We start from the raw sequence: 25,205 nt of genomic DNA, 5'->3' as shown, positions 1-25,205 counted from the left end.
TGCTCACAGCACTTCAGGGCGCCTCCGGCCGAGTTGTTCCCGACAACCCAGAGCTAATCGCGAGAACTGACGACTGTCAGCCTGTGCAGGTCCTTGGGCACATCGACATCGGCCCCGTCGTCGAGGTCGGAGCAGTCGACGAGTTCGACGACAGCTCTGTGCGTCTCGAGCAGGTCGCGGGCACCGACGTCGCCGTGCGCGGCGGCCGCCGCCTGGCTCGTCCAGCTCTCGTCGAAGAGCACAGGGTGACCGCGGTGCAGCGACCCGTTCGCATCACAGTGGCCCGCAGCGGTGATCGCACGGGGACGATGGGCGGCGATGAGACGAGCGACTTCCGCCGCACAGATTCCGGGACGGTCCACAGGTGTGACCATGACGTCGATTCCGGGGCCGATCGCCTGCAGGCCGCGGCGCAGCGAGGAACCCATACCCGAAGACCAGTCAGGGTTGAACGCGACGGACACGCGGTCACACCCGGCCAGCAGGCTCGCGACCTGCTCGCTGCAGGCTCCGGTGATGACTGTGACGTCCCGGCAGCCACCGTCGAGCAGGGCGAGGACCATCGACTCCACCAGGGTGAGCCCGTCCTCCCGCACCAGCAGTGCCTTCGGCCCTCGGCCGAGGCGTCGTCCGGCTCCGGCGGCGAGGACGAGTCCTCTCGGGGGACCGGGGACGGGTCGTTCGGGAGGAGTCGACCAGGTCTCGTCGCTCACGTCGGCAGGAACGCGTCGCCGAAGAGCGGCAGATCGCGGATTCGCACCCCGGTGGCGTTGAAGGCGGCATTCGCGATCGCCGCAGCCGCCCCGACGATGCCGATCTCACCGATGCCGCGAGCGCCGAGCGGGCCGGCATGCGGGTCCTCCTCGTCGAGCCATTCCGCTTCGATCCGGGCGATGTCGGCGTTGACGGGCACATGGTATTCGGCGAGGTCGTGGTTGACGACGTGACCGAACCGCGGATCGAGCTCGCCCTTCTCATGCAGCGCCATTCCCACGCCCATCGTCATGCCGCCGATGAACTGTGAGCGCGCGGTGCTCGGGTTGACGATCCGACCTGCGGAGAACATCCCGAACATGCGTCCGAGCCGGATCTCTCCCGTGGCTGGATGGATGCGGACCTCGGCGAAGTGCGCACCGAAGGAGTGCAGAGCGAACTTCTCCGCCGCCGGATTCGCCTCGGCCTCACCCTGCGCCTCGGCGCCGACGGCCGGGTCGGTTCCGTGTTCGGCCCGGAACGCTTCGGTCGCGGCGAACACTGCCGCGCTCCAACTGACCAGACCGGTCGAGCCGCCGGCGACGGTCGCGTTCGGCAGGGCGGTGTCGCCGATGCGCAGCTCCACCTGCCCGATGGGGACATCGAGCGCATCCGCAGCGACCTGGGACAGGGCAGTCCATGTGCCGGTGCCGAGATCCGCGGCGCCGATCGCGACTTCATAGCCGGCAGGGATGCGGCGGATCCGCGCGACGGAACCCGGCTGACGGCCTGCCGGATACGTCGAGGCGGCCACCCCCATGCCGATGAGCCACCCGTTCTCCCGGCGAGTGCGCGGCTGCGGGTTCCTCTCCTCCCAACCGAATCGCGCGGCGCCCTCGCGCAAGCAGTCGACGAGGCGGCGCCGGTTGAACGGCAGCCCCGTGTCCGGGTCGGTCTCCGGGTCATTGCGCACCCGCAGCTCGATCGGGTCGAGGCCGGCGGCGGCGGCGAGTTCGTCCATGGCGATCTCGAGGCCGACCATGCCGGGAGCCTCTCCGGGGGCGCGCATCCATGACGGCACCGGCACATCGAGGGGCACGACTCGCTGGGTGAGGCGTCGATTGTCGCCGGCGTACATCATGCGTCCGGGCTTCGTCGCCTCCTCGGGGAACTCCTTGGTCTGCGAGGACAGCGACACCGCATCATAGGCAAACGCCGTGAGCGTGCCATCGGCTCGTGCACCGAGGCGGATGTGCTGGAGAGTCGGTGCCCGGTAGCCGGTGATCGAGAACATCTGCTGCCGCGACACGGCATATTTCACGGGACGTCCCGGCGCTGCGATCGCGGCGAGTGCGGCGAGCATCATATCGGCGTGGGGCACGCCCTTGGATCCGAAGCCGCCGCCGACGTGCGGGGAGATGATGCGGATCCGGTCGGGATCCAGGCCGAGGATCGGCGCCAGTGTCGATCGGGCCGGATGCGCCCCTTGCGTCGAGGTCCACAGGGTCAGCTCGCTGCCGTCCCAGCGGGCGACGGTCGTGTGCGGCTCCATGGGATTGTTGTGCTCCATCGGAGTGCTGTAGCGCTCGTCGATGCTCACGGCTGCCTCGGCGAAGGCGGCATCGAAATCGCCGGCGAAGACGTCCCCGCTGCCGGACTCCGGTTCGCGGGAGGCGGGATGGTCTTCCCGCAGCTCGACGTCATGCTCCTCCTGCTCGTAGCCGATGTCGACGAGGCCGGCGGCATAGCGGGCCTGTTCCGGGGTGGTGGCGATGACGGCGCCGAGGTACTGTCCGCGGAACCCGATCTCCGCCGAGCGCAGGATCGCCAGTTCCCCGTCCTCGGTGTCCTCCAGGTCAGGAGCATTGGTATGGGTGAGCACGTGGACGACTCCGTCGGCCGCCTCGGCGGCGGAGGTGTCGATGTGCGCTGCCCGTCCGCGTGCGATCTCCGCCTGCAGGGGATAGAGGTAGAGGGGATCGTCGAGGGGGTGCTCGTAGGCGTAGGGGGCGCGGCCGCGCACCTTGTCGGGTCCGTCGAGGCGCACCTGGTGGGTGCCGATGGATGTGGTCGGCAGCAGGTCACTCATGGGTGTCCTCCGTGGTCGTCTCAGGCTCGTCGGTTCCGGTGAGCTCGCTGAGGACCGTGGAGATCGCCCCGCGGGTCATCGGCACCTTGAAGCGATTGCCCTCCAGGGGTTCGGCGGCCTCGAGCTCGGCGTCGGCCGCGGCCAGGAACGTCTCCTCGTTCGGTTCCGCGCCGCGCAGGACCGCCTCGGCCGCACGGGCGCGCCATGGTTTGTGGGCGACGCCGCCGAGGGCGATCGCGGCCTCGCGGATGACAGGTGTCGGTCCCGAGGTGTCGACGTCGACGGTCGCTGCGACGGAGACCAGGGCGAAGGCGTAGGAGGCGCGGTCGCGGATCTTCCGGTACGTCGAGCGTCCGGGACGTGGCGGAGGCAGTTCGAGTGCGGTGATGAGGTCCCCGTGGTCGAGGACCGTGTCCTGCTCGGGATGCTCGCCGGGCAGTCGGTGGAGCTCGGCGACGGGTATCCGACGCTCACCGGCTGCACCGAGGACGACGACCGTGGCATCGAGCGCGGCCAGCGCCACTGCCATGTCCGAGGGATGTGTGGCCACGCACTCCGGTGAGGCGCCGAGGATCGCGTGATAGCGGGTGTACCCGCCAATCGCCGAGCAGCCGGAGCCGGGTTCGCGCTTGTTGCACGGGGTGGAGGTGTCCTGGAAGTACACGCACCTGGTGCGCTGCAGCAGGTTCCCGCCCATGGTGGCGGCATTGCGCAGCTGGCCGGAGGCGCCGGAGAGCAGCGCTCGCGAGAGCATCGGATAGCGGCGCCGGATTCGCGGGTCGGCGGCGGCATCGCTGTTGCGCACCATCGCTCCGATCCGCAGCCCCTCGTCGTCGAGTTCGTCGATCTCGGTCAGGTCGAGTCGGTTGATGTCGACGACGAGTCCCGGCTCGGCGACGCCGAGCTTGAGATGGTCGACGAGGTTGGTCCCGCCGGCGAGGAACACCGCATCCGGTCGTGAGGTCAGGGTGGCGACGGCACCGGCGGTGTTGGTGGCGCGTTCATAGTCGAAGGGTCTCATCGTGACTCCTCGGCGGCTTGGCTCACGGCTGCGACGATGTTGACATAGGCTCCGCACCGGCACAGGTTGCCGCTCATCCGCTCGCGGATCTCCGCATCGGAGAGCTCGATCGGGCCCTCGAGGTCCTCGGTGACCACGCTGGGTGCGTCTTCGGCCGCTTCCTGGAGCATGCCGGCGGCCGAGCACACTTGGCCGGGTGTGCAGTAGCCGCACTGGAATGCATCCTGGGCGAGGAACGTCCGATGGAGGGTGGAGAGCTCGCCGGACGGTGCCAGACCATCGGAGGTCGTGACCTCGCTGCCGTCATGGGTCAGGGCCAGCGCCAGGCAGGAATTGAGCCGGCGACCGTCGACGAGGACGGTGCAGGCACCGCATTGGCCGTGGTCGCAGCCCTTCTTCGCGGACATCACCCCCAGCCGGTCCCGCAGCGCATCGAGCAGAGTGGTTCGGGGATCCACGGCCAGAGTGTGCTCCTGGCCGTCGACGGTGAGGTGCAGCGAGTGTGCCATAGGGCAGCCTCCAGACAGCGTTGTCGACGTCCGTCAAATCTAACCCCGCAGGTGGAGGCGGACAAGGCCCGGTCGCGGAAATCCGACGGGAAGCGGTGCCTGCGACAAATCGCCGCGAGTGCCCGCTGCTCTCAGGAGGCCGTGTCCTTCCCGGCAGCCGCGTCTTCCTCGGGGCTGTCGTTGAATCCGATGAGCTCGTAGCCCATCTCCGCGAGTTCCTCGTCCTCCGATCCCGGGGGAGTGTCGCCGTTGATCGGCCGTCCGGCGGTCTCATTGAAGAAGTGGATGCCGATGAGGCCGATGATGCCGGCCGCGACCAGATAGAAGGCCGGGAAGAGATCGAATCCCGTCTGTTTGATGACGAAGGTGTTCACCGCTGCGGTCGTGCCGCCGAAGATCGCCGTGGAGATGTTGTAGCCGATGGCGAAGCCGGAGAAGCGCACCTGCGTGGGGAAGATCGCCGGCAGGGTCGCGGACACGCAGGACTGGAGCATCACCTGGAGCAGGGCGATGATGCCCAGGCCCAGGATCTGCCAGCCGGCTGCCTCGGCGTGCATGAGCATGAATGCGGGCACGGAGAGGAGGATGAATCCGATCGCCGAGGTGTAGAGCACCGGCTTGCGGCCGATGGAGTCCGTCAGTCGTCCCAGCGGAGTGATGACGATCATCATCGCCGCGAGCAGGCCGATGAGCATGAAGTTGCTCTCGATCTCCGAATGTCCCAGCGTCTCGGCCAGATAGGTCGGCATGTACGTCAGCACCATGTACTGGCCGATGTTGAGCAGCACGACGAAGGCCATGAGCATGGCGATCTGCTTCGAGTATCCGCGGAACAGCTCCCGGAACGGCTTCTTCGCTGTCTTCTGCCGTGACGTCGCTTCGGAGAAGGCCTCCGGTTCGTCGAGCTTCAGCCGCAGCCACAGTGCGACCGCGCCCAGCGGCAGGGTGAGGAGGAACGGCAGGCGCCACCAGCCGGCGTCCATCCCATCGCTGCCGACGAGCACGAGGAGGATGGTGCAGACCAGGGCCGCCGAGGCGGTCCCGGCGACGGTGCCGAGCTCGAGGAAGGAGCCGCAGAAGCCGCGCCTCTTGTCCGGTGCCGATTCCGCCATGTACACGGCCGCGCCGCCGTACTCCCCGCCCGTGGAGAAGCCCTGGACCATCCGGCACAGGAGCAGCAGGATCGGGGCGAACGCACCGAGGGTGGCATAGGTGGGCAGGACGCCGATCAGCGTCGTCGGAATCGTCATCATGATGATCGTGAGGACCATGACGTGCTGGCGTCCGATCTTGTCGCCCAGGGGTCCGAGGACGAATCCGCCCAGGGGCCGGAAGACGAAGGACAGGGCGAGGAAGGCGAAAGTGAGAGCGATGCCCCATTCGCCGGGGAAGAACGCATTGGCGATGTAGACCGATACGTATGAGTACACGCCGTAGTCGAACCATTCGACGGCGTTGCCCAACGCGGACCCTCCGATGGCCCGCTTGAGAGTGCGTTTGTCCTCCGGCGGCATCTTGCTCATGTCGATGCCGTCCGGGGTGGGGATCTTCTCGTCGTGCGAGGACTCGCTCATGTCTCTCAACCTCCCGACTGTCATCGGGTGCGCTGTCGCACCCGTCTCCGCGGCGCTCAACTGAGTCGGGCCGCCTCGGCCCGAGACCATGCCTGACGCATGGTTGGCGTGTGCTGGGCACGTTACCACTGAGCAGGAGCGCTGTGTCCGCCCCCTTACGGGAACATGGCAACTGCGCTATCGTCGGTGGCACCGTGACCCGAACGAAGGAGAAGCTGATGAAGACACCAGAGAACATCGCCTACACCGCCAAGGCAGAGGTCACCGGCGGTCGGGACGGACACGGAGCCACCGACGACAAGATGGTCGACGTCGACCTCCGCACTCCGAAGGAGCAGGGCGGCCCGGGCGGCGGCACCAATCCCGAGCAGCTCTTCGCCGTGGGCTACGGAGCCTGCTTCCAGGGCGCACTCGGCCTGGCGGGCAAGGAGCAGGGCATCGACACCTCGAAGTCCGTCGTCAACGCCCAAGTGGGCATCGGCAAGGAGGGCGAGAGCTTCGGCCTGTCGGTCAGGCTCGAGGTCAGCCTGCCCGATGTCGATCACGAGACCGCGCAGAAGCTCGTCGATCGCACTCACGAACTCTGCCCGTACTCGAAGGCCACCCGCGGCAACATCCCGGTCGAAGTCGTCGCCGTCTGACAGCGGTGCGGGACTTCAGCCCTCCTCGTCGTCTTCGTCGAGGGTGCTGAAGTCCTCGACCTCGCCGGGGCTGCCCGCGATGAGGATCTCATCGTTGGCGTAGAGGGTGACATCCTGGTCGGCGATGTCCCAGCTGTCCTCACCGTCGCGTCTGAACGCCACGACGCTGACCCCGTACTCGCGCCGGACATCGAACGACGCCAGCGGCGAATCCGAGATGCGCACTGGCGGTGCCGTGCGCGCCAGCACGAAGTCCTCGCTGACCGGCATGAAGTCCGACATGTTCCCGCGGATGAGATGCGCCGTGCGGCGCCCCATGTCGTTCTCCGGGCGGATCACATTGTCGATGCCCAGCTGACCGAGGATGTCCGCGTGCGCCTGGCTGACGGCTTTGGCCCAGATGTGCCGATTCCCGATCTTGAGGACCTTCGAGGCAGTGAGGATGCTGGCTTCGAGGTCGTTGCCGATGGCGATCACCACTTGACTGACATCCTCGAGGCCGAGCTGGCGCAGCACGGTCTCATCCGTCGCATCCGTCCGGGAGACGAAGGCCAGTTTGTCAGAGTACTGGGCGACGACCTCCTCGTTGATGTCGATGCCGATGACGTCGACGCCGTAGGCGGCCAGCTCCGTGGCCAACGACCCGCCGAAGCGCCCCAGACCGATGACGGCCACGGCGCCGTGATGTGCCATGGGGTGAGGGTTGCCCATGAAGAACGCCGCCGGTCGCGTGCGCCACTTTCTGCTCTTCATATCCATTGTCCTTTCCGAACCGGGATGAGGTCTGACTGCGAGGAGCCGAGGCGGCTCCGGGCCGCTCAGCCGATGAGCGGCCGTTCGACGGGAAGCTCATAGCGGATGGCCCGTGCCCGCAGCGCCAATCCCGAGGCGACGGTGACCGGCCCCAGACGTCCGAGGATCATCACGAGGATGAGGACGATCTGGCTCATTGCGGGCAGACCGGTGGTGATCCCGGTCGACAGGCCGACGTTGCCGAACCCGGAGATGACTTCGAAGAGGACCCGGTCGAGCCCCAGCTGCGGTTCGTCGAGCATGAGGAGGGTCGTGGCCGTGGTGATGAGCGCCAGAGCCAGCACGATCACCGTCGTCGCCTGTCGGTGAGCCGAGTGCGCCACACGGGCTCCGAAGAGGTTCGTCATGGTGCCTCCGGTGATCTCGGTCCAGGCCATGGCCAGCACCACCAGGACGGTGGTGATCTTCACGCCGCCGGCGGTGCCTGCCGGGCCTCCGCCGACGAACATGAGGATGTCCATGCCGAACCAGGTGGCCGAGTGCATCTGCGAGATGTCGACCGAGCTGAAACCGGCCGTGCGCGTCGTCGTCGATTGGAACGCCGCCGCCTGCAGCTTGCCCCACCAGTCGAACCGGCCCAGAGTGCCGGGGTTGTTCCATTCGACGGCGGCGATGAACACGGTGCCGGCCAGGAGCAGCACGGGAGTCGCGACGACCACCGCACGCGTCGTCATGCTCCACATCAGCGGAGCCCGGTAGCGGCGGACGATCTCGACGAACACCGGATATCCGAGCCCGCCGAGGATGATCGCCGCGGCGATGGGCCCGCACACGAAGGGGTCGGTGGCGTAGTCGGCGAGACTGTCGGAGCGGAGACCGAAGCCGGCGTTGTTGAACGCCGAGACCGCATTGAACACCCCCTCCCACACCGCGTTCCCCGCCTCTTGGCCGTAGTGGGTGAAGAAGCGCAGGAACAGCAGCACCGCGACGATGGCCTCAGTGACGACGGTCAGGCCGATGATGCGCAGCACCATCGGACCGACGCCTCCGATCGCGGAGGTCTTGGCCTCGACGGCGGCCGACTCCCGGAGCCTGAGACCGGCCTTTCCCGCAACGAGCATGGCCAGCAGAGTGGTGAGCAGGAGGACGCCGAGCCCGCCGGCTTGGATGAGACCGAGGATCACGGCTTGGCCGAAGAACGTGAAATCGCTGCCGGTCGAGAGCACTTCCAGACCCGTGATGCTGATCGCCGAGGTGGCAGTGAAGAGCGCAGACGGGCAACATCAGCAGGCCTGTGCCGACGAGCAGAGCCGCGAGGTAGGCCACGAGCACGCGGTCGATGGCATTGCGATGGGGATTATGCACTATCGGCATGCTGTCGACTCCGAATGACTTCCGCCATTGTCACCATGCCTCAACAGTACCCGTCATACCGCTTCCGAAGCGCCTCCAGCAGCATTGCCAACGCCCGCTCCTGGGCCTGGGACAGGATGTCGAGCGGTTCGCCCGAGAAGTGGTGGACCGCGGTCTCGACCTCGCCGTCGACGATGACGGCCAGACACGTCGTCCCCGGCTCCTGGCCGTCCTGACCTTCCGGACCGCCGGCGCCGGAGGCGGCGACGACCGCATCGGCGTCCATCATGTCTCCGACGGACCGGGCCATCGCCTCCACTGCCTCACGGGAGATCACCGAGCCGCGCGGGACCTTGAGAAGTCGATGCTTGACCTCACTCGAATACGCGACGACCCCGCCCGCGAACCAGTCTCCGGACCCCGATGCTGCGGAGAGGTGGCTGGCGATCCTGCCGCCGGTGAGCGACTCCGCTGCCGCGACCCGGATGCTGTGTTCGGTGCAGAACTCGGAGAGGCGCTCGGCGACCTGCGCGGCGCTGTTCTCATGCTCTTCAAAGCTGGACACGTGCGTACTCTACTCCGGATCGTGCGGACCCGGTCGCGGCGAGGAACGGGTGCGGTGACTCACCTTATGGGCGGACGGCGCGTTCGTCGCTGGTGTGACCGGGAGTGAGATCTCCCAGCTGGGAGACGTGCAGGGGTGTGAAGTCTCCCGCGGATTCGGCAGAGAGCACGTGTGCTGTGGTGCACACGTGGTCGCCGCCGTCGTCGAGCATCGCGATGCGATCGACGAGGAGGCGATTCGGCAGGTCCGCGAGCAGCGGCACGCCCTCCTCGGTGACGGTGATGTCGAGGTCCGTGAACTTGTCCGCCTCGGAACCGGAGCGGGACCCGAAGTGGCGCGCCAGCTCCACATCGCTGCTCGTGAGGAAGTGCACGGCGAAGCGGTCGGAGCGCAGAGCCACCCGGTAGGTGTGGTTGGCCTTCGACAGCCAGAAGCAGTACCGCTGCGGGCTGATGCTCGCCTGCGAATGGAACCCCACGAGGCAGCCGGCTCGTTCGCCCTCCGCCGAGGTGGTCACGACGATGAGCGGGGCATCGACCGAGCACATGAGAGCGTCGAGGCCGGTGCTCATGACCGTCCCTCTTCCGGCGGCTTCGCCTCGTAGCGGAGGAAGAGCGTGTCATCGGCGACCATCGTGGCTTGCAGGGCGAACTGCGCGATGCCCGCCCCGGGCGGGGCGACGCTCACCGGCAGCTGGTCACCGCCCATCATCGGTGAGATCGACAGGCACAGTTCGTCGAGGCGGTCGGCTGCGACGAGCTCGCCGAGCCAGCGCGGTCCGCCTTCGCAGAGCACGACGCGGTAGCCGAGACCGGCCAGAGCCTGCAGCGCCTTCGCCGGTTCGACGCGGTCCTCGCCGGCGATGATGATCGTGGCCGCCTGTTCCGCAGCGGCCAGCCGCTCGGGATCGGCTTTCGCGCACGTGATGACGATGGTGCGCGCGTGCTCGGGTGCTCCGGCGAAGACCTGGGAGGACCAATCGAGGTCGAGGCTGCGACTGACCACCGCCACCGGCGGCATCTCGGACTGGCCCCGAGCCCGGCGCTGCGTCTGGGCGTCCTCGTTCAGCCGCATCGGCGCATACCCTTCACTGCGCACCGTCTGGGCGCCGACCATGACGACATCGGCGATCTGCCGCATCCGACGGAACAGGTCCTGATCGGGTGCGGTCGACAGGGCGCCGACGCGTCCATGGATGGAGGCGGTCCCGTCGAGACCGGCCACCGTGTGTCCGGCCACCCAGCATTCGTGCCGCGGCTGGGAGCGGTCGACTGCGAGATAGGGCGCCAGCGGATCCGGGATCGGTGCACTGCGTTCGAGAGGCTCCATCTGTGCAGTCTACTCAATCGGTCCAGGCGTCGTCGGTGAAGAAGCCGTCGATCCAGCCGGGCAGGCGGTGGCCGTCCTTGGCGGTCGGCAGCGTGTAGGGGGCGACGTGGAAGCCGGCCTTGTCGAGCTTGCGCATGTCGGGCGGTGTCGTCGTGGATGAGCACGGGCGTGCCGTCGGAGAGGAACTGGATGTCCATCTCGGGCAGGAACCCGTCCCGCGCCGAGGCGGTGAACCCTTCCATGGACTCCTCCGGGTAGACGTCGGCGCCGCCGCGATGGGAGATCGTGGTCGGGAATTCGAGCTCGGAGACCGTGTCCGGGGCGGCATAGTCGTGGGCTGCCGGTGAGCCGAGGCCCGCGCAGGCGTCGGAGTGCCGGTCACCGGGCAGGGCGCGAATTCGCGGGCATCCCGCTGAGGATCGTGCACACCTGGTCAATGCTGGTCGGCGGCTCTACTCTCTGTGGCATGGTTGCAGACTCGACGATCGGAAACCGTCCGGTCGATTCCCGCCCGGCTCGGGGTCGGCAGGACGAAGCGATTCTGCGCGAATATTCCAGGCCGGTTGCGTTCTACGTGTGGGCCACGGCTCTGCCCTGGGGGTTCTGGTTCGCAGCGGCCTATCTCAGCCATCTGCCGGTGCAGAGCACGGGAGTGCTCGTCTCCACGCTCGTGTTGTCATTGGCCGGCCTGTTCTCTCCTTTGGCAGTGGTCGTCGCTCTCATCCGGCGCAGTCCGAGGCTTCGAACGGATATCGTCGAGAGGCTGAAATGGCCGAGAGCGGACCGAATGCCGTGGGTGCTGACCGCCGTGCTCCTGGTCCCGGTCAGCCTCATGGCTGCCCAGGGGCTGTCGTTGCTCTTCGGTCATGGTGTGGACCAGTTCTCCCTGCGCGGAGGTTTCACATTCTCGACCGGTCTCATGCCTGCCTGGGTGACGCTCATCGGAGCCGCGATCATCGAGGAGCTGTCCTGGCACAGCTACGGCACAGACACTCTGGTGCGGAAGATGCGAGTCTTCTCCGCTTCGATGCTCTTCACCCTTATCTGGGCGCTGTGGCACGTGCCGCTGTCGTTCATCGACGGCTACTACCAGAATGAGGTGGTCGAGTCGGGTGTGCTCGCCGCTCTTAATTTTCCCGTCTCGATGATCGCCTTCGTACTGCTGATGAACTGGCTGTACTACCGTTGCGGACGCAGCATTCTGGTGCCCGTCGTCTTCCATGCTTCGGCGAACATGTCGGCGGAGATCTTCATGACTGAGCCTGACTCGAAGCTCATCCAGACGGGGATCCTCCTCGTCGTGTCAGCTGTGATCCTCGTCAGGGAGCGCTCGCTCTTCTTCGACCGGCCGGCGCCGTCCCAAACGGTCTGACTTCAGAGGATTCCGGCGAACGTGCAGAGAATGATCATGACCAGAAGGAGAGGTGTGCCTACTGGCATTTGGAAGGTCATTCATTAGCATTTCTATAATGGACACCGACCCCAGAAGCACTTCAGCGCGCCCCTTCCCTCACCGCTTTCCCCACCGCGGCCTGCTGCCCGAAGGACGCTACTACACCTTGACATGGGGCATCGGTTACGACTTCGGCGGGATGACCACGGTCGCCCTCGAACGCAGCTCGGCGTTCGCGCGCCTAGACAATCGCCGGGTAGACATTCTGACCTTGAGCCCGGAGCTGAAAGGCCAGGAACGAGAACTCGAGCTTCGTGACGAAGGGCGCATCGATCGCCGGGTGAAGGTGCAGAATCTCTGGCAGGACCTGACCACATGGTCGGATCGGAAGCTGCGCAGAATGATCGGCACCGAGGAAGCCGACCCGAGGTCGACTGCTGACGTGCTGCAGAGAACTGGGCAGGACTGGTCTGAGTTCAGGCGAGACTCTGAGAAGCGACTTCTCCAGGTCGACCGTTACCACGATCGCGGCCACCTACTGGTCGTCGATCGCCAGGATATGAAGAAGCGCGGCCGACGGGGAGGACGTCGGATCACCCTGTTCGACCGCGAGCAGAAGGCTATCGCGCAGTGGTCCACGGCCCGCGAGTTCTATCAGGCGTGGCTCGACGTCGTCATCGGAACGAGGAAGACCTTCCTCATCTGCGATTCGGCTTTCGTCGGCACCTTCGTTCATGAGTATCGACGCGACAATGTCATGCTCTGCCAGGTGGTTCACAGTCACCACCTCGACGATGCGGGTGACGGAGTTCACAGAACGTTAGCCGAAGGTAAGTTCGGTCTACTGAGCAATCTCGATGCCTTCGACCTGGTCACAACGCTCACAGACGAACAGCGTCGAGACATGGACGAGCTTCGGCTGACTACAGACAAGCTGAGGACGGTCCCGAACTTCACAGTCGACCTGCACGGTGATCCGACACTGCTTCGGCCGCGCGGCAGGGGCGCGATGATCGCGCGTTTGGTTCCCGAGAAGCGAGTCGAAGATGCCATCACGGCCATCGCACACGTGAGAGCCGACAATCCGGACGTGACTCTCGACGTCTACGGAGAAGGCGAGGACAGACCGAGGCTGACTGATCTCATCGATGAGTCCGGTGTCACGGGTGCCATTCGGCTGCACGGTCACACGACAGGTGCCAAATCGAAATTCCACACGAGCTCGTTCAGCCTCCTGACTAGTCGGTTTGAGGGGCTGCCCCTTGTCGTGCTCGAAAGCATGTCCGCAGGCTGTATCCCGATCTGCTATGCGATGGATTACGGCCCAGCGGACATCATCGAGCACGGGGTGAACGGCTTCACAGTTCGTCCCGGAGACGTGGACGCTCTGACAGAGACCATCCTGCAGTTCCTCTCGATGTCGGATGACGAGGTGCGGACGATGAGACAGAGAGCGATCGAGAGAGCCGCCGACTTCTCTGAGTCTGCGATCGTGCAGAGATGGGGGAAGGTATTGGCAGAGCAGTCTTTCACGCCCATCGTTCACCTCGATGAGCTGCATGCCCAACTCCGAGGGGCGGAGGCGACCGCCACCGGAATCCGACTCGATGTGGACATCTCCGGACTCGGCTCGTTCGTTCCCGAAGCTGCGTATGTCTCGTGGAAGTCGCGTGCAGGCTGCTTCTACGGGCGGGCTGCCGCCAGCTGCCGGAACGGACTGGTCAGTGCCACGCTGCCGGCAGCCGGATTCCCTGACGGCGTCGATGGATACCTCGACTTCTCGGTCGATCTCATCGACGGAAGAAGCTTCAACCGGGCCCGCATCGCCGGTGCCGATGACGCGATCGCGAATCAGGGCGGCAGGATGGAGCTCTATACGACCAAGCCTGGGAACTTCAGCGCTCGAATGGCTCACAGGCCGGTCGATGTGACCGGCGGATCAGCTGACCTCACATCCATTTCTTCGTCTTGAACACGACGTAGAGCACGATGCCGAGACCGAGCATGAGGCCCAGCGCCATCGGATAGCCGAAGGCCCAGTGGAGTTCGGGCATATCGTCGAAGTTCATACCGTAGATCGCGCCGACGAGGGTAGGTGCGAAGAGGATCGCGGCCCAGCCGGAGATCTTCTTCATATCCTCGTTCTGACGCTGGGCGACGAGCGTGGAATTGACGTTGAGGATCTGGGACAGGGCCTCCCGCAGCTCACCCGCCTCGGCGAGGACCCGGGTGAGGTGGTCGGTGACATCGTCGAGGTAGGCACGCAGCTCGTCAGGGATCGCATATTTGGCGGCCCCGTTTCCCAGCGCCTGCGTCAGGCGATTGAGATGCGTGGAGTTGTGGAGGACGTCGATGACCTCCTGACTGAGCAGGTAGATGCGTTCGGCCGCGGCGGTGTCTCCGCTGAAGACCTGCCGTTCGATGCCGTCCTTGTCGTCCTGCAGACCGTCGAGGACGGGGAAGTACGTATCGACCGCGGTGTCGAGGAGCCGGTACACGAGCGCTTCGGGGCCCAAAGAGAGCAGCTGACGGTCGGTCCTCCAGCTGCGCTTCTCGTTCGTGAAGTAGGCGGTGATGTCCTCGACGCGTTCGGGGATCGGAGTGCCGTCGATGAACCGGTCGCCCTGACAGATGATGACCAGAACGTCGTCCTTCATGAGCAGGTGGAATTCGTTGAACTCGACCTCTTCGATCGCATCGCGGTACACCGCTGCTTTGATGACGACGAAGAGGACCTCGTCGTAGCGATCGACCTTGGCCCGCTGGTTGGCGTGGAAGAGATCGTCGACGACAACGGGGTGCAGCTGCCAGGTCGAAGCGATCTCCTCGAGCAGTCCGGGAGTGGAGCGGGGGATGACGACCTGCGTGATCGAGCTGGGAGCGGTCGGACCGGAGTCGTCCGGGTCGTGTGCCGACAGTGCCTCTGAGAAGGACCGGGCGACGTTCATCTCCTGCGGTTCACTGTCGCCGATGCGGCGGCTGAAGAGCGTCGGCGCCTCGGGGACCGTCGTCTTCGAGGCCATCGACGATCGCTTGCGCCGCGTCGGCCGTTCGGACTTGTGCCTGCGTGCTCTGGCCATTGGGCTCCCTTTCCTCTGACAGCCCTTCAACGGTACTGCACACCACCGCCGGCTTCAGGACGGAGCAGGTCGGACGTGGAACCTCAGTGCCGGCAGATTCTCCGGTGAGGGGAAAATCGCTGGGTGCATCTCCCGGGCCCGGCACTAGACTGGAAGACAGCAGCGCTCGAATGAAACGGTTCAGCAGACTCCTTGTCTGCTGAGAAAGAAGGCGAATACGGCGAAGTGCGCCGAGCTGAGTAGGGGATGCCGCTCAGACATGTTCTTCAACTTCCAGGTCGCACATATGGTCGAACTCACCGAATAGACGCGTCATCTCATCGATGAGAGCAGCGTCGGCCAGTCCGAACCTGAATGCGATCGCAATTGGTACCCGAAAGAAGGTGCTGAACAATGACCGCCACAATCGAACAGGCGGCTCTGGACGCTCCCGAGGTTCCACGGAGCAAGGGCAAGATCATCGTCGACTGGATCACGTCGACGGACCACAAGACGATCGGGTACATGTACCTCATCGGCTCGTTCTTCTTCTTCTGCGTCGGCGGCGTGATGGCGCTGATCATCCGCCTCGAGCTCTTCGAGCCCGGCATGCAGATCGTCGAGACGAAGGAACAGTACAACCAGCTGTTCACCATGCACGGCACTCTGATGCTGCTGATGTTCGCCACTCCGCTGTTCGCCGGCTTCGCCAATGTCATCATGCCGTTGCAGATCGGTGCCCCGGACGTCGCGTTCCCGCGTCTGAACGCCTTCGCTTTCTGGATGTACCTCTTCGGGTCGCTGATCGCGTTGTCGGGCTTCCTCACCCCGCACGGAGCTGCGGCCTTCGGCTGGACGGCCTATGCTCCGCTGAACAACACGACTTTCACGCCTGGCGTCGGCGGCAATCTGTGGGTCCTCGGTCTTGCGCTGCAGGGCTTCGGAACGATCCTCGGCTCGGTGAACTTCATCACCACCGTCATCACCCTGCGTGCCCCGGGGATGACGATGTTCCGCATGCCGATCTTCACCTGGAACGTCCTCATCACCGCGCTCCTCGTGCTCATGGCCTTCCAGCCCCTGGCCGCGGCGCTGCTCGTCCTCGGCGCAGACAGGATCCTGGGCTCCCATGTGTTCAGTCCGGGCAACGGGGGACCGATTCTCTGGCAGCACTTGTTCTGGTTCTTCGGCCATCCCGAGGTGTATGTGATCGCGCTGCCTTTCTTCGGCATTGTGACAGAGATCTTCCCCGTCTTCAGCCGCAAGCCGGTGTTCGGGTACAAGGAACTCGTGTTCGCGACCATCGCGATCGCTGCGCTGTCGGTCACGGTCTGGGCCCACCACATGTTCGTCACCGGTGTGGTCGCGTTGCCGTTCTTCGCGTTCATGTCGATGCTCATCGCGATTCCGACGGGTGTGAAATTCTTCAACTGGATCGGCACGATGTGGCGAGGGTCAGTCACCTTCGAGACTCCGATCGTGTGGGCGATCGGCTTTCTGGCGACGTTCCTGTTCGGCGGACTCACCGGTGTGATCCTGGCCAGCCCCGCCCTCGATCAGCAGGTGTCGGACACCTACTTCGTCGTCGCGCACTTCCACTATGTCGTCTTCGGCACCGTCGTGTTCGCGATGTTCGCCGGGTTCTATTTCTGGTGGCCGAAGTGGACCGGCAGGATGCTCAACGAGAAGCTCGGTCACATCCACTTCTGGATGCTGTTCATCGGCTTCCACGGAACCTTCCTCGTCCAGCACTGGCTGGGTGTCGACGGCATGCCTCGTCGTTATGCCGACTACCTGCCGCAGGACGGCTTCACTTGGTTGAACCAGGTGTCGACGGTCGGATCGCTGCTGCTGGGTCTGTCGATGGTTCCGTTCTTCTGGAACGTGTGGATCACCGCCCGCAACGCGCCGAAGGTCACCGTGGATGATCCGTGGGGCTACGGAGCCTCGCTCGAATGGGCGACCTCCTGCCCACCCCCGCGCCACAACTTCACGTCGCTGCCGAAGATCCGTTCCGAACGCCCCGCGTTCGATGCGAATCACCCGGAGCTGCTCGAATACGCGGCTCCCGAAAGTGGACTCCACCTGACAGGAGACCGCACACGGTGAGAGCGAACTCCTCGGGCTTCCGTACGCACGTGGGTTAGAGTGGCAAGCGGTCGGCATCGCCGCGGACCGGAAGCCCACCATGAGGGAACTGCGAGCACGGAGCGGTAGAACATGACACGAATCCTCCTCCGCATCTGGCGCCGCTACCGGGATACAGCGCTCTTCGTGAAGATGACGGTCGGATTCGTCCTCGGACTGATCGTCGCCCTCGTTTTAGGGGAGCAGGCGCAGGTGCTGTCACCGATCGGCGACATTCTGCTCAACCTCCTGCAGCTGATCGTCATCCCGATCATCATGGTGACGCTGATCGACGCGGTCAACAGCACGCGCCCCGGAAACCTCGTCAGGGTCGCTTTCAAGACCTTCGCCTTCTACATCCTCACGACGATCGCCGCCGTCGTCATCAGTCTGTCCCTGGCGCTTCTGGTCAAGCCGGGGATAGGGCTCCACCGCCCCGAGAAGGGCGCAGAGACACCCAAGGCGCCCTCGTTCGTCGATCAGCTCGTCAGCATATTCCCCGAGAACCTCTTCAAGGCTCTGGTCGACGGCAACATCCTCGCTCTGATCTTCGTCTCCATGGTCGTCGGCCTCACCCTTGCAGGGATGCGCCGCTCCTCGGATGAGACGATCTCCCGTTTCGGGAAGCTCGTCTACGATCTCGTGCTCGCAGCCAAGGAAATGACGTTCCGCATCCTCGCCGGGATACTCCAATTTGCGCCGTTCGGCGTACTTGCCCTGGTGGCGAGTGACATCGGCAGCCAAGGATTGGATGCTCTGACGGCCCTGGGAAAGCTGACCGGCGTCGTCTATGCGGGGCTGGCCGTGCAGATCCTCCTCATCTATATTCCGCTGCTGCTGATCAATCGGATTCCGATCGGCGGGTTCTTCCGCGTCGCCGGGGCGCCGATGGCCACGGCATTCACCACGCAGAGCAGCTCCGGGACCATTCCGGTGTCGCTCGAGGCGACGAGGAAAGCGGGAATCCTCCAAGAGGTCGCGGGCTTCGTCATCCCCTTGGGAGCGACCATCAACATGGACGGCGCTGTCATTCGATTGGGAGCATCGGTGGTGCTGGCTGCCAATATCGTCGGACATGACATGTCCGTGCTCGAACTCGGCGCAATCGTCCTCACTGCCACGTTCGTCTCGATCGGCACTGCGGGAGTCCCCGGTGCCGGTCTCATCGGGTTGACGATCCTGCTGCAGCAAGCCGGTCTGCCGCTCGAGACCGTTGCCTTGGTGGCGGGTGTCGACGTCCTCCTCGGGATGGGCGCGACGATGATCAACATCACCGGCGATCTCGTCGGAGTCCATCTCATCGACAAGAGCGAGAAGCGCATCAGCGAGGGCAGCCGCGGATTGTAGCGTCTTCACTGCATTCACGGGAGGGGTAGCGATGACCTCGTCCTTCTGGAATCGTGAGGCACAGTCCGCATTCGTGCTCACCCGATGATATGACGAGGAGGAGCTCCCAATGGACTACACCCGACTCGGGGATTCGGGCCTGTACGTGTCGCGACTGGCACTGGGCACCATTCCGTTCGGATCCGGTGGAGGATTCGAGAAGATCGCAGGGATCCGCGGAGATGAGGCTCGACGCCAGTTCCGCGAAGCTCTGGATCGTGGCGTGAACTTCATCGATACAGCCAACCTCTACTCTGCCGGCGATGCGGAAAGGGTCCTCGGCGAGGTCATGGGCGATAAGCGCGATGATGTCATCCTCACGTCCAAAGCGCGGATGCCCACGGGAGAGGGCCCCAATGATTCGGGGGCAAGCAGACAGCATCTGACACGAGCGGTCGAGGACAGCCTCGAGCGACTGCGCACCGATCACCTCGACCTGCTCTACATCCACCAATGGGACGGGCAGACGCCGATCACGGAGACCATCTCCACCGTCAACGAGATGATCCGGGCCGGAAAGATCCGGTACTGGGGAGTCTCGAACTTCAGCGCCTGGCAGCTGACGAAGACGGTCTATGAAGCGCGACTGGCAGGACTTGAAGGTCCGATCTCCCAGCAGGTGTACTACACGCCCGAGGCCCGCGAGATCGAATACGAGATGATCCCGGCCGCCCGCGACCTGGGAGTGGCGACATTCGGCTGGAGTCCGCTGGGAGAAGGACTCCTCAACGGGAAGGTCAGGAGAGGTCGGCAGACGCCCTCGGACACTCGGCAGGGGACCGGTTGGCCGGAACCGCACGTCACCGATTGGAAGCGAGCCTATGACCTCATCGAGCTGTTCGCCCAGATCGCCGATGAGCTGGGCTGGTCGATTCCACAGGTAGTGATCTCTTGGATCCTCGATCGTCCAGGTGTGGACGGCACGGTGATCGCGGCTCGGAAGCTCGAGCATCTCACCGAGGACCTCGATGCCGCGGAGCTGACGCTTCCGCCGGAGGCCCGGGACAGGATCACCGCGGCAACGCAGCTGCCTGCCTATTATCCGCACTGGCACAGGATGATGACGGCCCAGGACCGCCCCGAACCGGTCGAGGCCGAATTCCACGCCGAGCAGCGCCGACACGTCTTCGGTGACGATGCTTAGCTCGACATGACAATGAAGATACGAACGGGGAAGAAGGTGCCTGACCATGCGCAGTGATGAGTTCCTCAAGAACGTCACCGAAGTCGGCGGGCCCAGCGATCCGGAGAGCGCTGCCGTCGTGACCCGGACGGTGTTGGACGCTCTCGGCAAACAGCTCAAGGGCGGAGAGGCGGCGGATCTGGCCGCGCAGCTTCCTGCTGAACTGCAGGAACCGCTCCAACGGCACGGTTCGGAAGCACCGCTGACCGACGATGTGGATGGTTTCCTCCGCCGTCTGGCTGATCAGCTGGGCGAGGGGATCGACCCCGAAACCGCGAGAACGTATGCGCGTGCAGTGCTCTCGACAGTGGACGCGGCGGTGTCCGAGGGCGAGAACGACGATCTTCGCTCACAGCTGCCCGCTGGGTTCGCCCCGCTCTTTGAGGACTGATGACTGAAACCGCAGTGGCCAACACTGGCGGCATGAACACAGGTCGCACAGCGCCCATCGGAGGCAGATGAGGATGCGCAGCAGCGACCTGGTCGCCGGGAAGACCCATCCGTTCCTCTGAGGGCTGCGAATACTCAAGTATGGACAAAGCTATTCAGACACGAGGGGCGAAACTGGCCGGTGTCATCGAGTACTGGAATCTGTCTCTGGAGGGAGTGTGGCTGCACTACGTGAGCTTGGGCGGTGAGATGAGCGAGCTCGAACTCGATGCCTATCTCCACGGGGCCTACGGACTCTCCGGGTACCAGCACGACATCATGGCGCAGGCCGTCAACGAACTCATCGACATGCTGCCGGTCCCGCCTCGGGCGTCATTCAGCAGCGAACCCGATTTTGACGAAGCCGAACCGCTCGCACCGGGTGACGTCTTCGGAGGATAGCTTTCGCACAGGTGAGTCGGCGTCCTGAGACTGTGAGGAAAGGTTCTGTTCCATGTATCCGGTGTAGACGAGCCTTTCCGCCTGTTCATGAAGTTTGATGTTCGATACATTGCTCACTTTGACGAGAAGTAGGAAAGCCTTGTGCTCGTCGATCCTGTAGCGCTCCATGAGGATTCCTTTGGCCATGCCGATCATGTCGCGCGAGACGAGAGCCGAGTGGAGCTGGGACACTTCCTGGGAACCGGCGAGGGCGACCGCCGCGTGCGCTGCGACGATGAGTCCGACATGTTCCGATTCGTCGGAGAACGCCTGTGGTCGACTGGAGAAGATGTTGAGCGCGCCGAGGGTCTCGGCCTCGACGAAGAGCTGGAACGCCAACATGCTGCGGATAGGAGCCTCAGCCGCAGCCCGCCGTGCGAAGTCGGGCCAGCGCGTCTCGGTCCGCATATCGGGGATCCGGACCGTCTTCTGTTCATAGATGGCGTCGAGGCACGGCCCCTGGCCCTCAGCCGTCTGGATCTCATCGACTCGTGTCGGAAGCTCGCTCGTGGGGGCCTTCGGGGTGACTGTCCTGCGTCCTTCGACGAGGCTGATGGAGCTGTGCTCCGCACCGGGGATGATCGCCACGGCGGCTTCGGCGATGGCCATCAGGAGCTGGTGGGGAGTCTGATTCTGAAGCTCGCGTGCCATCTCTCCGAGGGCGATCGCCAGTACGTCCTCGCCCGCCTGTTCAGCCCGGTCGTGTTCGGACGGGAGTCCTCGAGTGTTGTCATCTGAGCTCAATTCCTGCTCCTTCTCGTTGTACAACTTCACGCCCGGAGCTGCTGTACTCGTCATTGCTCAATATTCCAGCACCGCCCGGGCCGCTTCAAGAGTATGAGGAGGGTGAGATCGAATTCAGGAGTGTTCGGCGGCGTTCAAGCCTGGAGACATCCTCGACAGAGGGCAGTCAAGGGGGTTCGCAGATGGAATTCAGGGTGAGCACAGACGGGCATGCACAATAGGGTGCATGACCTTTCTTCCGGCAGAACTGCCGCATACCGCAGTCCGTGGTGCCAATTTTGCGCAGGCGGTAGCCAAGCTCGCTGCACAGAGACTGCGTGAACGGGTTCGCGAGTCACGGCTTTCGGGTGAGTTCACCCCCCAAGACGACGACGAGTTCGTCGCGGCCGTCCATTTTGCGGGAGATCTCAGCTCGGTCTATCAGCTGGAACAGTGGCTCTGGCCTTTCGAACAGTTGGCCGCCCACCTCAAGGATGAGGGTTACAGCAGTCGACCTTTCGGAATCATCGTTCGGAATGCGACGGTCGCGGAGTATCTCAAGGGCATCACCGAGTTCCCGGTTCGGTTCTCGCGTCTGACGTGCGGACTGGACAAGTTCATGAACTCCTCGAGCCTTCGCGTCGTCTTCTACGTCAACCAGGCCACCAGCAACTTTCATTCGCTTCGGTATCCGGAGCCGGCCCACGTTCACCTCAGCCATGGTGAGAGCGAGAAGATCTCGATGATCTCCAATCAACTCAAGGCCTATGACTTCGTCTTCACCGCAGGACAGGCGGCCAGAAAGCGGATCGGCCGCACGCTCTACGGAATGAGTGACGATCGCATGCTCGACGTCGGACGGCCGCAGCTCGATCAGCCGCGCTCCATTCCCCCGTCCTGGAAAGAGTTCAAGCACGCACACCCTGACGGGAAAGTGGCGTTCTATGCCCCGACGTGGGAGGGAGACTCTCCTTCGATGGCGTATGGGACAATCGCCTACAACGGCGAAGCCATCGTGACCGCGCTGCTCGAAGCCGGCTATCGAGTGATATTCCGCCCTCATCCGCGAACCGGAGTCATGAAACATGACTTCGAAAAGGCGCTGGAAACGGTGACGGAGACTATTGAGTCTCATCCCCGTGGCTTCCTCGACCAGAGTTCCGATGTGTCGTGGCAGTTGGACGAGGCTGATGTCGCTGTTGCCGAGATGTCGGCAGTGGCCTTCGACTGGCTCGTCTCCGGGAAACCATTGGTCATGGTCCGGCCCCATGAACCACGAGCCGAAGTCCTCGACGGCGGGCTCCTCGATCGATGTCCGACCATCGGGCCGGCTGATCGAGAGAACATAGTCGACCTCATCGACGAGGCGATCGCACAAGGAGACTCGATCGACACTCTGGCGAACTTCTACCTGGGCGAGACAGCAGCAGGCGCACAGACTGCACGCTTCATCCGCTCGAGCGAACAGGTGATCGAGCGGCGAACCGATGAGCACCGGCTGAAGTGCAGCGGTTGAAGCACGTTACGCTTTCGTAACCTGACGTTACAGAATGGTAAACTACCGCAGGACAATTTCTGCGGCCCACTTGGTGGGCAACGAACACTGGACGGATTCTGCAATGCGACGAGTCATCACGTACGGAACTTTCGATCTGCTCCATTACGGACATATCCGACTGCTTCAGAGGTGCAAGGAACAGGGCGACTACTTGGTGGTCGCGCTCTCGAGCGACGAATTCAACGCCGGCAAAGGCAAGAAGTCGTACTTCTCCTACGAAGAGCGTAAGCACATGCTCGAAGCGATCCGTTACGTCGACCTCGTCATCCCGGAGGACAACTGGGAGCAGAAGGAGACCGACGTCGACAAATACCATATCGACACCTTCGTCATGGGTGACGACTGGGAAGGAGAGTTCGACTTCCTCAAGGACAAGTGCGAGGTCGTCTACCTGCCTCGTACGCCCGAGATCTCGACGACTCGCATCAAATCAGAGCTGGGTAAGCCCTGACCACAGCGGCGTGAGCTTCGCGTTATCGTGGCTGGATACCATCCATGGATCTGAGAGGAACGGACGTGCCCGAAGAGTCTCCGGCGAAACATCCGACTTTGGCGGAGCTTCGGGCCAAGGCGCAGCCGATCGAAGTCCGCAGCAGAAAGAATGCAGAGCACTGGTCGGCCCAGCTCTATCTGCGTCATATCTCGATCTATTTCACGATGCTCCTGGTCCGCACGAAGATCAGTGCCAATGGGGTGACCGGTCTGATGATCCTGGCGGGTTGGTGCATCGCCGCCAGCCTGCTGATCCCTGGCATCTGGGGTGCGGTCCTCGCCGTGTTCTTCTCCCAGGTGCAGATGTACATCGACTGCTGTGACGGTGAGGTCGCGCGGTGGAGAGGCACCAGCGGTGCCAAGGGAGTGTTCCTCGACAAGGTCGGTCACTACACCACCGAAGGGCTCGTCGCAGTGGCTCTCGGAGTGAGGGCTGTGGGGGAGTGGAGCAACCTGATCGATGACCCCGCCGGCTCGTACCCGCTGCTGCTTGCCGGAACCGCTCTGGCCGCTTTGGTCCTTCTCAACAAGGCACTCAACGACATGGTCCATGTTTCACGAGCATTCAACGGCCTCGACAAGCTCGCTGATTCCAAGGAAGCTACCGAACTCGTTCCGGGGACGGTCGCCACACTCAAACGGATCGCACGCTTCGTTCCCTTCCACCGCATCTTCCATTCGGTGGAGATGTCACTGATGGCGCTGCTGTCGAGCATTGTCACCGCAATCGCAGCATCGGCAGGGGCCGAACCGCTGTTCGGCGAGCGTTGGCTTGTCATGGTGATGGCTCCGCTGTGCCTGCTGTCCGTCATCGGACACTTCATGTCGATCATGGCATCGAGGAGGCTGTCATGAACGACCGCAAGTACACCTTCGGCGTCGTCGTGCTGAGCCAAGGCAAGAGACTGGCCGAGCTCAACCGAGGGTTCGAATCGCTTTTGGCACAGAAGGGCGTGGAGCTCGACATCGTCTGCGTCGGCAACGGTTGGGAGCCAGAAGGCATCCCCGAAGAAGTCAAGAAGCTGGGGCTTCCCGAGAACCTCGGAATCCCCGCCGGGCGCAATGCCGGTGTTCCCCATGTGGCCGGTGAGTTCCTGTTCTTCCTCGACGATGACGCCTGGCTGCCCGACGATACGACACTCATGCGGATGGCGCAGCTGATGCGCACCAAACCGAGAATCGGTCTGGTCCAACCTCGGGTAGAAGAACCCGGGGGACCGGACGCGCCGAAGCGGTGGATCCCGAGGTTGAAGAAGGGCACGGCCGACCATTCGTCGAACGTGTTCTCAGTGTGGGAAGGCGCGGTCTGCATGCAGCGACGGGCGTTCGACGAGTGCGGCGGATGGCCGGCACCGTTCTGGTACGCCCATGAAGGCATCGAACTCGCCTGGCGGGTGTGGGACGCCGGTTACATCGTCTGGTACATGGGCGACCTCACAGTCGCTCATCCTGTGATCGACCCCAGGCGGCACGACGAATACTTCTATATGAACGCCAGGAACCGCGTCTGGTTGGCCAGACGGAATCTGCCCTGGCCCTTCAGCTGGGCGTATGTCGGCTCATGGACACTGATGCAGTGCATCAGATGGGCCAACAAGCCCCACCAGCTCAAAGCCTGGATGGAAGGGTGGCGTGCCGGTTGGCGGCTCGACCCGTGGGCCCAGGACGAAGACCGCCGGAAGCTGTCCGGAAGAGGGGTCCTGCGGATGTCGCGACATGGCCGGCCTCCGATCGTATGAGTACGGGCAGACGCCGACTCGGCGAGTGTCGTGGGCGGTCATCAGGCCAGTTCAGTTGACCGCCGAGCCGCAAGCACCAGCGAGCTCTCGCTGCGAGGAATGACAGGGACCGCAGTCGGGTCCGATCCAACCGACTGAGAAACCGAGT

The 25,205-nt window shown here is 64.1% G+C and carries 26 protein-coding genes and 1 pseudogene; 13 read left to right on the top strand and 14 right to left on the bottom strand.

What is annotated here, in order from left to right; genetic code table 11:
• Positions 1-53 precede the first annotated feature (53 nt).
• From IIE29_RS02780 to IIE29_RS02760, 5 genes are all read right to left on the bottom strand, one after another.
• Positions 54-713, bottom strand: a complete 660-nt coding sequence (locus tag IIE29_RS02780; protein ID WP_209323647.1) for a nucleotidyltransferase family protein — start codon at positions 711-713, stop codon at positions 54-56.
• Positions 710-2,782, bottom strand: a complete 2,073-nt coding sequence (locus IIE29_RS02775) for a xanthine dehydrogenase family protein molybdopterin-binding subunit (RefSeq protein ID WP_209323646.1) — start codon at positions 2,780-2,782, stop codon at positions 710-712. Before IIE29_RS02775 ends, IIE29_RS02780 begins: the two co-directional genes overlap by 4 nt.
• Entirely contained in the window at positions 2,775-3,803 is a 1,029-nt protein-coding gene (locus tag IIE29_RS02770; protein ID WP_209323645.1) for an FAD binding domain-containing protein, read from the bottom strand. The genes IIE29_RS02775 and IIE29_RS02770 overlap by 8 nt, the downstream gene beginning before the upstream one ends.
• Positions 3,800-4,312, bottom strand: a complete 513-nt coding sequence (locus IIE29_RS02765; RefSeq protein WP_209323644.1) for a (2Fe-2S)-binding protein — start codon at positions 4,310-4,312, stop codon at positions 3,800-3,802. The genes IIE29_RS02770 and IIE29_RS02765 overlap by 4 nt, the downstream gene beginning before the upstream one ends.
• Before the next feature lie 131 nt (positions 4,313-4,443).
• The gene (locus tag IIE29_RS02760; protein ID WP_209323643.1) at positions 4,444-5,886 is read right to left on the bottom strand and encodes an MFS transporter; all 1,443 of its coding nucleotides are present in this window, start codon (positions 5,884-5,886) and stop codon (positions 4,444-4,446) included.
• Between the two features lie 218 nt (positions 5,887-6,104).
• Here IIE29_RS02760 and IIE29_RS02755 point away from each other — a divergent pair, with 218 nt between their 5' ends.
• Positions 6,105-6,527, top strand: a complete 423-nt coding sequence (locus tag IIE29_RS02755; protein ID WP_209323642.1) for an organic hydroperoxide resistance protein — start codon at positions 6,105-6,107, stop codon at positions 6,525-6,527.
• A 15-nt stretch (positions 6,528-6,542) separates the two neighbouring features.
• Here the strand turns inward: IIE29_RS02755 and IIE29_RS02750 are convergent, their stop codons facing one another.
• Both IIE29_RS02750 and IIE29_RS02745 read right to left on the bottom strand, forming a co-directional pair.
• Positions 6,543-7,280, bottom strand: coding sequence for a potassium channel family protein (locus tag IIE29_RS02750; RefSeq protein WP_209323641.1), 738 nt, complete (start codon positions 7,278-7,280; stop codon positions 6,543-6,545).
• Positions 7,281-7,345: 65 nt separating this feature from the next.
• Positions 7,346-8,506, bottom strand: coding sequence for a TrkH family potassium uptake protein (locus IIE29_RS02745; RefSeq protein ID WP_343071770.1), 1,161 nt, complete (start codon positions 8,504-8,506; stop codon positions 7,346-7,348).
• Positions 8,507-8,519: 13 nt separating this feature from the next.
• Here IIE29_RS02745 and IIE29_RS16750 point away from each other — a divergent pair, with 13 nt between their 5' ends.
• On the top strand, positions 8,520-8,672 hold the full coding sequence (locus IIE29_RS16750; RefSeq protein WP_246475648.1) for a hypothetical protein: 153 nt from the start codon (positions 8,520-8,522) through the stop codon (positions 8,670-8,672).
• A gap of 22 nt (positions 8,673-8,694) precedes the next feature.
• Here IIE29_RS16750 and IIE29_RS02740 read toward each other — a convergent pair whose 3' ends face one another.
• From IIE29_RS02740 to IIE29_RS17220, 5 genes and pseudogenes are all read right to left on the bottom strand, one after another.
• Positions 8,695-9,198 (bottom strand): CinA family protein, encoded by a 504-nt coding sequence (locus IIE29_RS02740; RefSeq protein WP_209323640.1) that lies wholly within the window; start codon positions 9,196-9,198, stop codon positions 8,695-8,697.
• 64 nt (positions 9,199-9,262) lie between these two features.
• Complete coding sequence (locus IIE29_RS02735) at positions 9,263-9,769, bottom strand: flavin reductase family protein (RefSeq protein WP_209323639.1); 507 nt, start codon at positions 9,767-9,769, stop codon at positions 9,263-9,265.
• Entirely contained in the window at positions 9,766-10,527 is a 762-nt protein-coding gene (locus IIE29_RS02730; RefSeq protein ID WP_209323638.1) for a pyrimidine reductase family protein, read from the bottom strand. Before IIE29_RS02730 ends, IIE29_RS02735 begins: the two co-directional genes overlap by 4 nt.
• A 13-nt stretch (positions 10,528-10,540) precedes the next feature.
• Positions 10,541-10,663 carry a hypothetical protein gene (locus tag IIE29_RS16985; protein ID WP_281389041.1) on the bottom strand — a complete coding sequence of 41 codons (123 nt, stop codon included), beginning with the start codon at positions 10,661-10,663 and terminating at the stop codon, positions 10,541-10,543.
• A gap of 43 nt (positions 10,664-10,706) precedes the next feature.
• Positions 10,707-10,769, bottom strand: a pseudogene (locus IIE29_RS17220) (hypothetical protein); the annotation flags it as partial.
• Between the two features lie 224 nt (positions 10,770-10,993).
• Between IIE29_RS17220 and IIE29_RS02725 the strand changes: the two are divergent.
• Together IIE29_RS02725 and IIE29_RS02720 are read left to right on the top strand one after the other, a co-directional pair.
• The gene (locus tag IIE29_RS02725) at positions 10,994-11,899 is read left to right on the top strand and encodes a CPBP family intramembrane glutamic endopeptidase (protein ID WP_209323637.1); all 906 of its coding nucleotides are present in this window, start codon (positions 10,994-10,996) and stop codon (positions 11,897-11,899) included.
• A 97-nt stretch (positions 11,900-11,996) separates the two neighbouring features.
• Complete coding sequence (locus IIE29_RS02720) at positions 11,997-13,892, top strand: glycosyltransferase (protein ID WP_209323636.1); 1,896 nt, start codon at positions 11,997-11,999, stop codon at positions 13,890-13,892.
• On the opposite strand, the gene IIE29_RS02715 is transcribed toward IIE29_RS02720, so the two are convergent.
• Positions 13,870-15,000: a magnesium and cobalt transport protein CorA gene (locus IIE29_RS02715; protein ID WP_209323635.1), complete on the bottom strand. Its 1,131-nt coding sequence runs from the start codon at positions 14,998-15,000 to the stop codon at positions 13,870-13,872. The genes IIE29_RS02720 and IIE29_RS02715 overlap by 23 nt on opposite strands.
• A gap of 393 nt (positions 15,001-15,393) precedes the next feature.
• Between IIE29_RS02715 and ctaD the strand changes: the two genes are divergently transcribed.
• From ctaD to IIE29_RS02690, 5 genes are all read left to right on the top strand, one after another.
• Positions 15,394-17,088 carry an aa3-type cytochrome oxidase subunit I gene (ctaD, locus tag IIE29_RS02710; protein WP_209323634.1) on the top strand — a complete coding sequence of 565 codons (1,695 nt, stop codon included), beginning with the start codon at positions 15,394-15,396 and terminating at the stop codon, positions 17,086-17,088.
• A 111-nt stretch (positions 17,089-17,199) separates the two neighbouring features.
• Positions 17,200-18,453 (top strand): dicarboxylate/amino acid:cation symporter, encoded by a 1,254-nt coding sequence (locus tag IIE29_RS02705; protein ID WP_209323633.1) that lies wholly within the window; start codon positions 17,200-17,202, stop codon positions 18,451-18,453.
• Positions 18,454-18,562: 109 nt separating this feature from the next.
• Entirely contained in the window at positions 18,563-19,636 is a 1,074-nt protein-coding gene (locus tag IIE29_RS02700; protein ID WP_209323632.1) for an aldo/keto reductase, read from the top strand.
• Positions 19,637-19,682: 46 nt separating this feature from the next.
• Positions 19,683-20,066, top strand: coding sequence for a DUF2267 domain-containing protein (locus tag IIE29_RS02695; RefSeq protein WP_209323631.1), 384 nt, complete (start codon positions 19,683-19,685; stop codon positions 20,064-20,066).
• A gap of 140 nt (positions 20,067-20,206) precedes the next feature.
• A complete protein-coding gene (locus IIE29_RS02690) occupies positions 20,207-20,506 on the top strand; it encodes a hypothetical protein (protein ID WP_209323630.1) in 300 nt (99 codons plus the stop codon).
• Here IIE29_RS02690 and IIE29_RS02685 read toward each other — a convergent pair.
• Positions 20,438-21,343 carry a GAF and ANTAR domain-containing protein gene (locus IIE29_RS02685; RefSeq protein ID WP_246475647.1) on the bottom strand — a complete coding sequence of 302 codons (906 nt, stop codon included), beginning with the start codon at positions 21,341-21,343 and terminating at the stop codon, positions 20,438-20,440. The two genes, IIE29_RS02690 and IIE29_RS02685, sit on opposite strands and share 69 nt — an antisense overlap.
• A gap of 172 nt (positions 21,344-21,515) precedes the next feature.
• Between IIE29_RS02685 and IIE29_RS02680 the strand changes: the two genes are divergently transcribed.
• The 4 genes from IIE29_RS02680 to IIE29_RS02665 all read left to right on the top strand — a co-directional run bounded on the left by IIE29_RS02680 (position 21,516) and on the right by IIE29_RS02665 (position 25,057).
• Positions 21,516-22,784 (top strand): CDP-glycerol glycerophosphotransferase family protein, encoded by a 1,269-nt coding sequence (locus IIE29_RS02680; protein ID WP_209323629.1) that lies wholly within the window; start codon positions 21,516-21,518, stop codon positions 22,782-22,784.
• A gap of 103 nt (positions 22,785-22,887) precedes the next feature.
• On the top strand, positions 22,888-23,277 hold the full coding sequence (gene tagD / locus IIE29_RS02675; protein WP_209323628.1) for a glycerol-3-phosphate cytidylyltransferase: 390 nt from the start codon (positions 22,888-22,890) through the stop codon (positions 23,275-23,277).
• Between the two features lie 65 nt (positions 23,278-23,342).
• A complete protein-coding gene (locus IIE29_RS02670; protein ID WP_343071769.1) occupies positions 23,343-24,173 on the top strand; it encodes a CDP-alcohol phosphatidyltransferase family protein in 831 nt (276 codons plus the stop codon).
• Positions 24,170-25,057 carry a glycosyltransferase family 2 protein gene (locus IIE29_RS02665; protein WP_209323626.1) on the top strand — a complete coding sequence of 296 codons (888 nt, stop codon included), beginning with the start codon at positions 24,170-24,172 and terminating at the stop codon, positions 25,055-25,057. The genes IIE29_RS02670 and IIE29_RS02665 overlap by 4 nt, the downstream gene beginning before the upstream one ends.
• Positions 25,058-25,205: the final 148 nt, after the last annotated feature.

Origin of the sequence: Brevibacterium renqingii (assembly GCF_017808095.1) — a bacterium.
GTDB lineage: Bacteria > Actinomycetota > Actinomycetes > Actinomycetales > Brevibacteriaceae > Brevibacterium > Brevibacterium renqingii.
The sequence above is the reverse complement of the archived record's forward strand: the minus strand, read 5'-3'. Positions and strand labels throughout refer to the sequence as shown.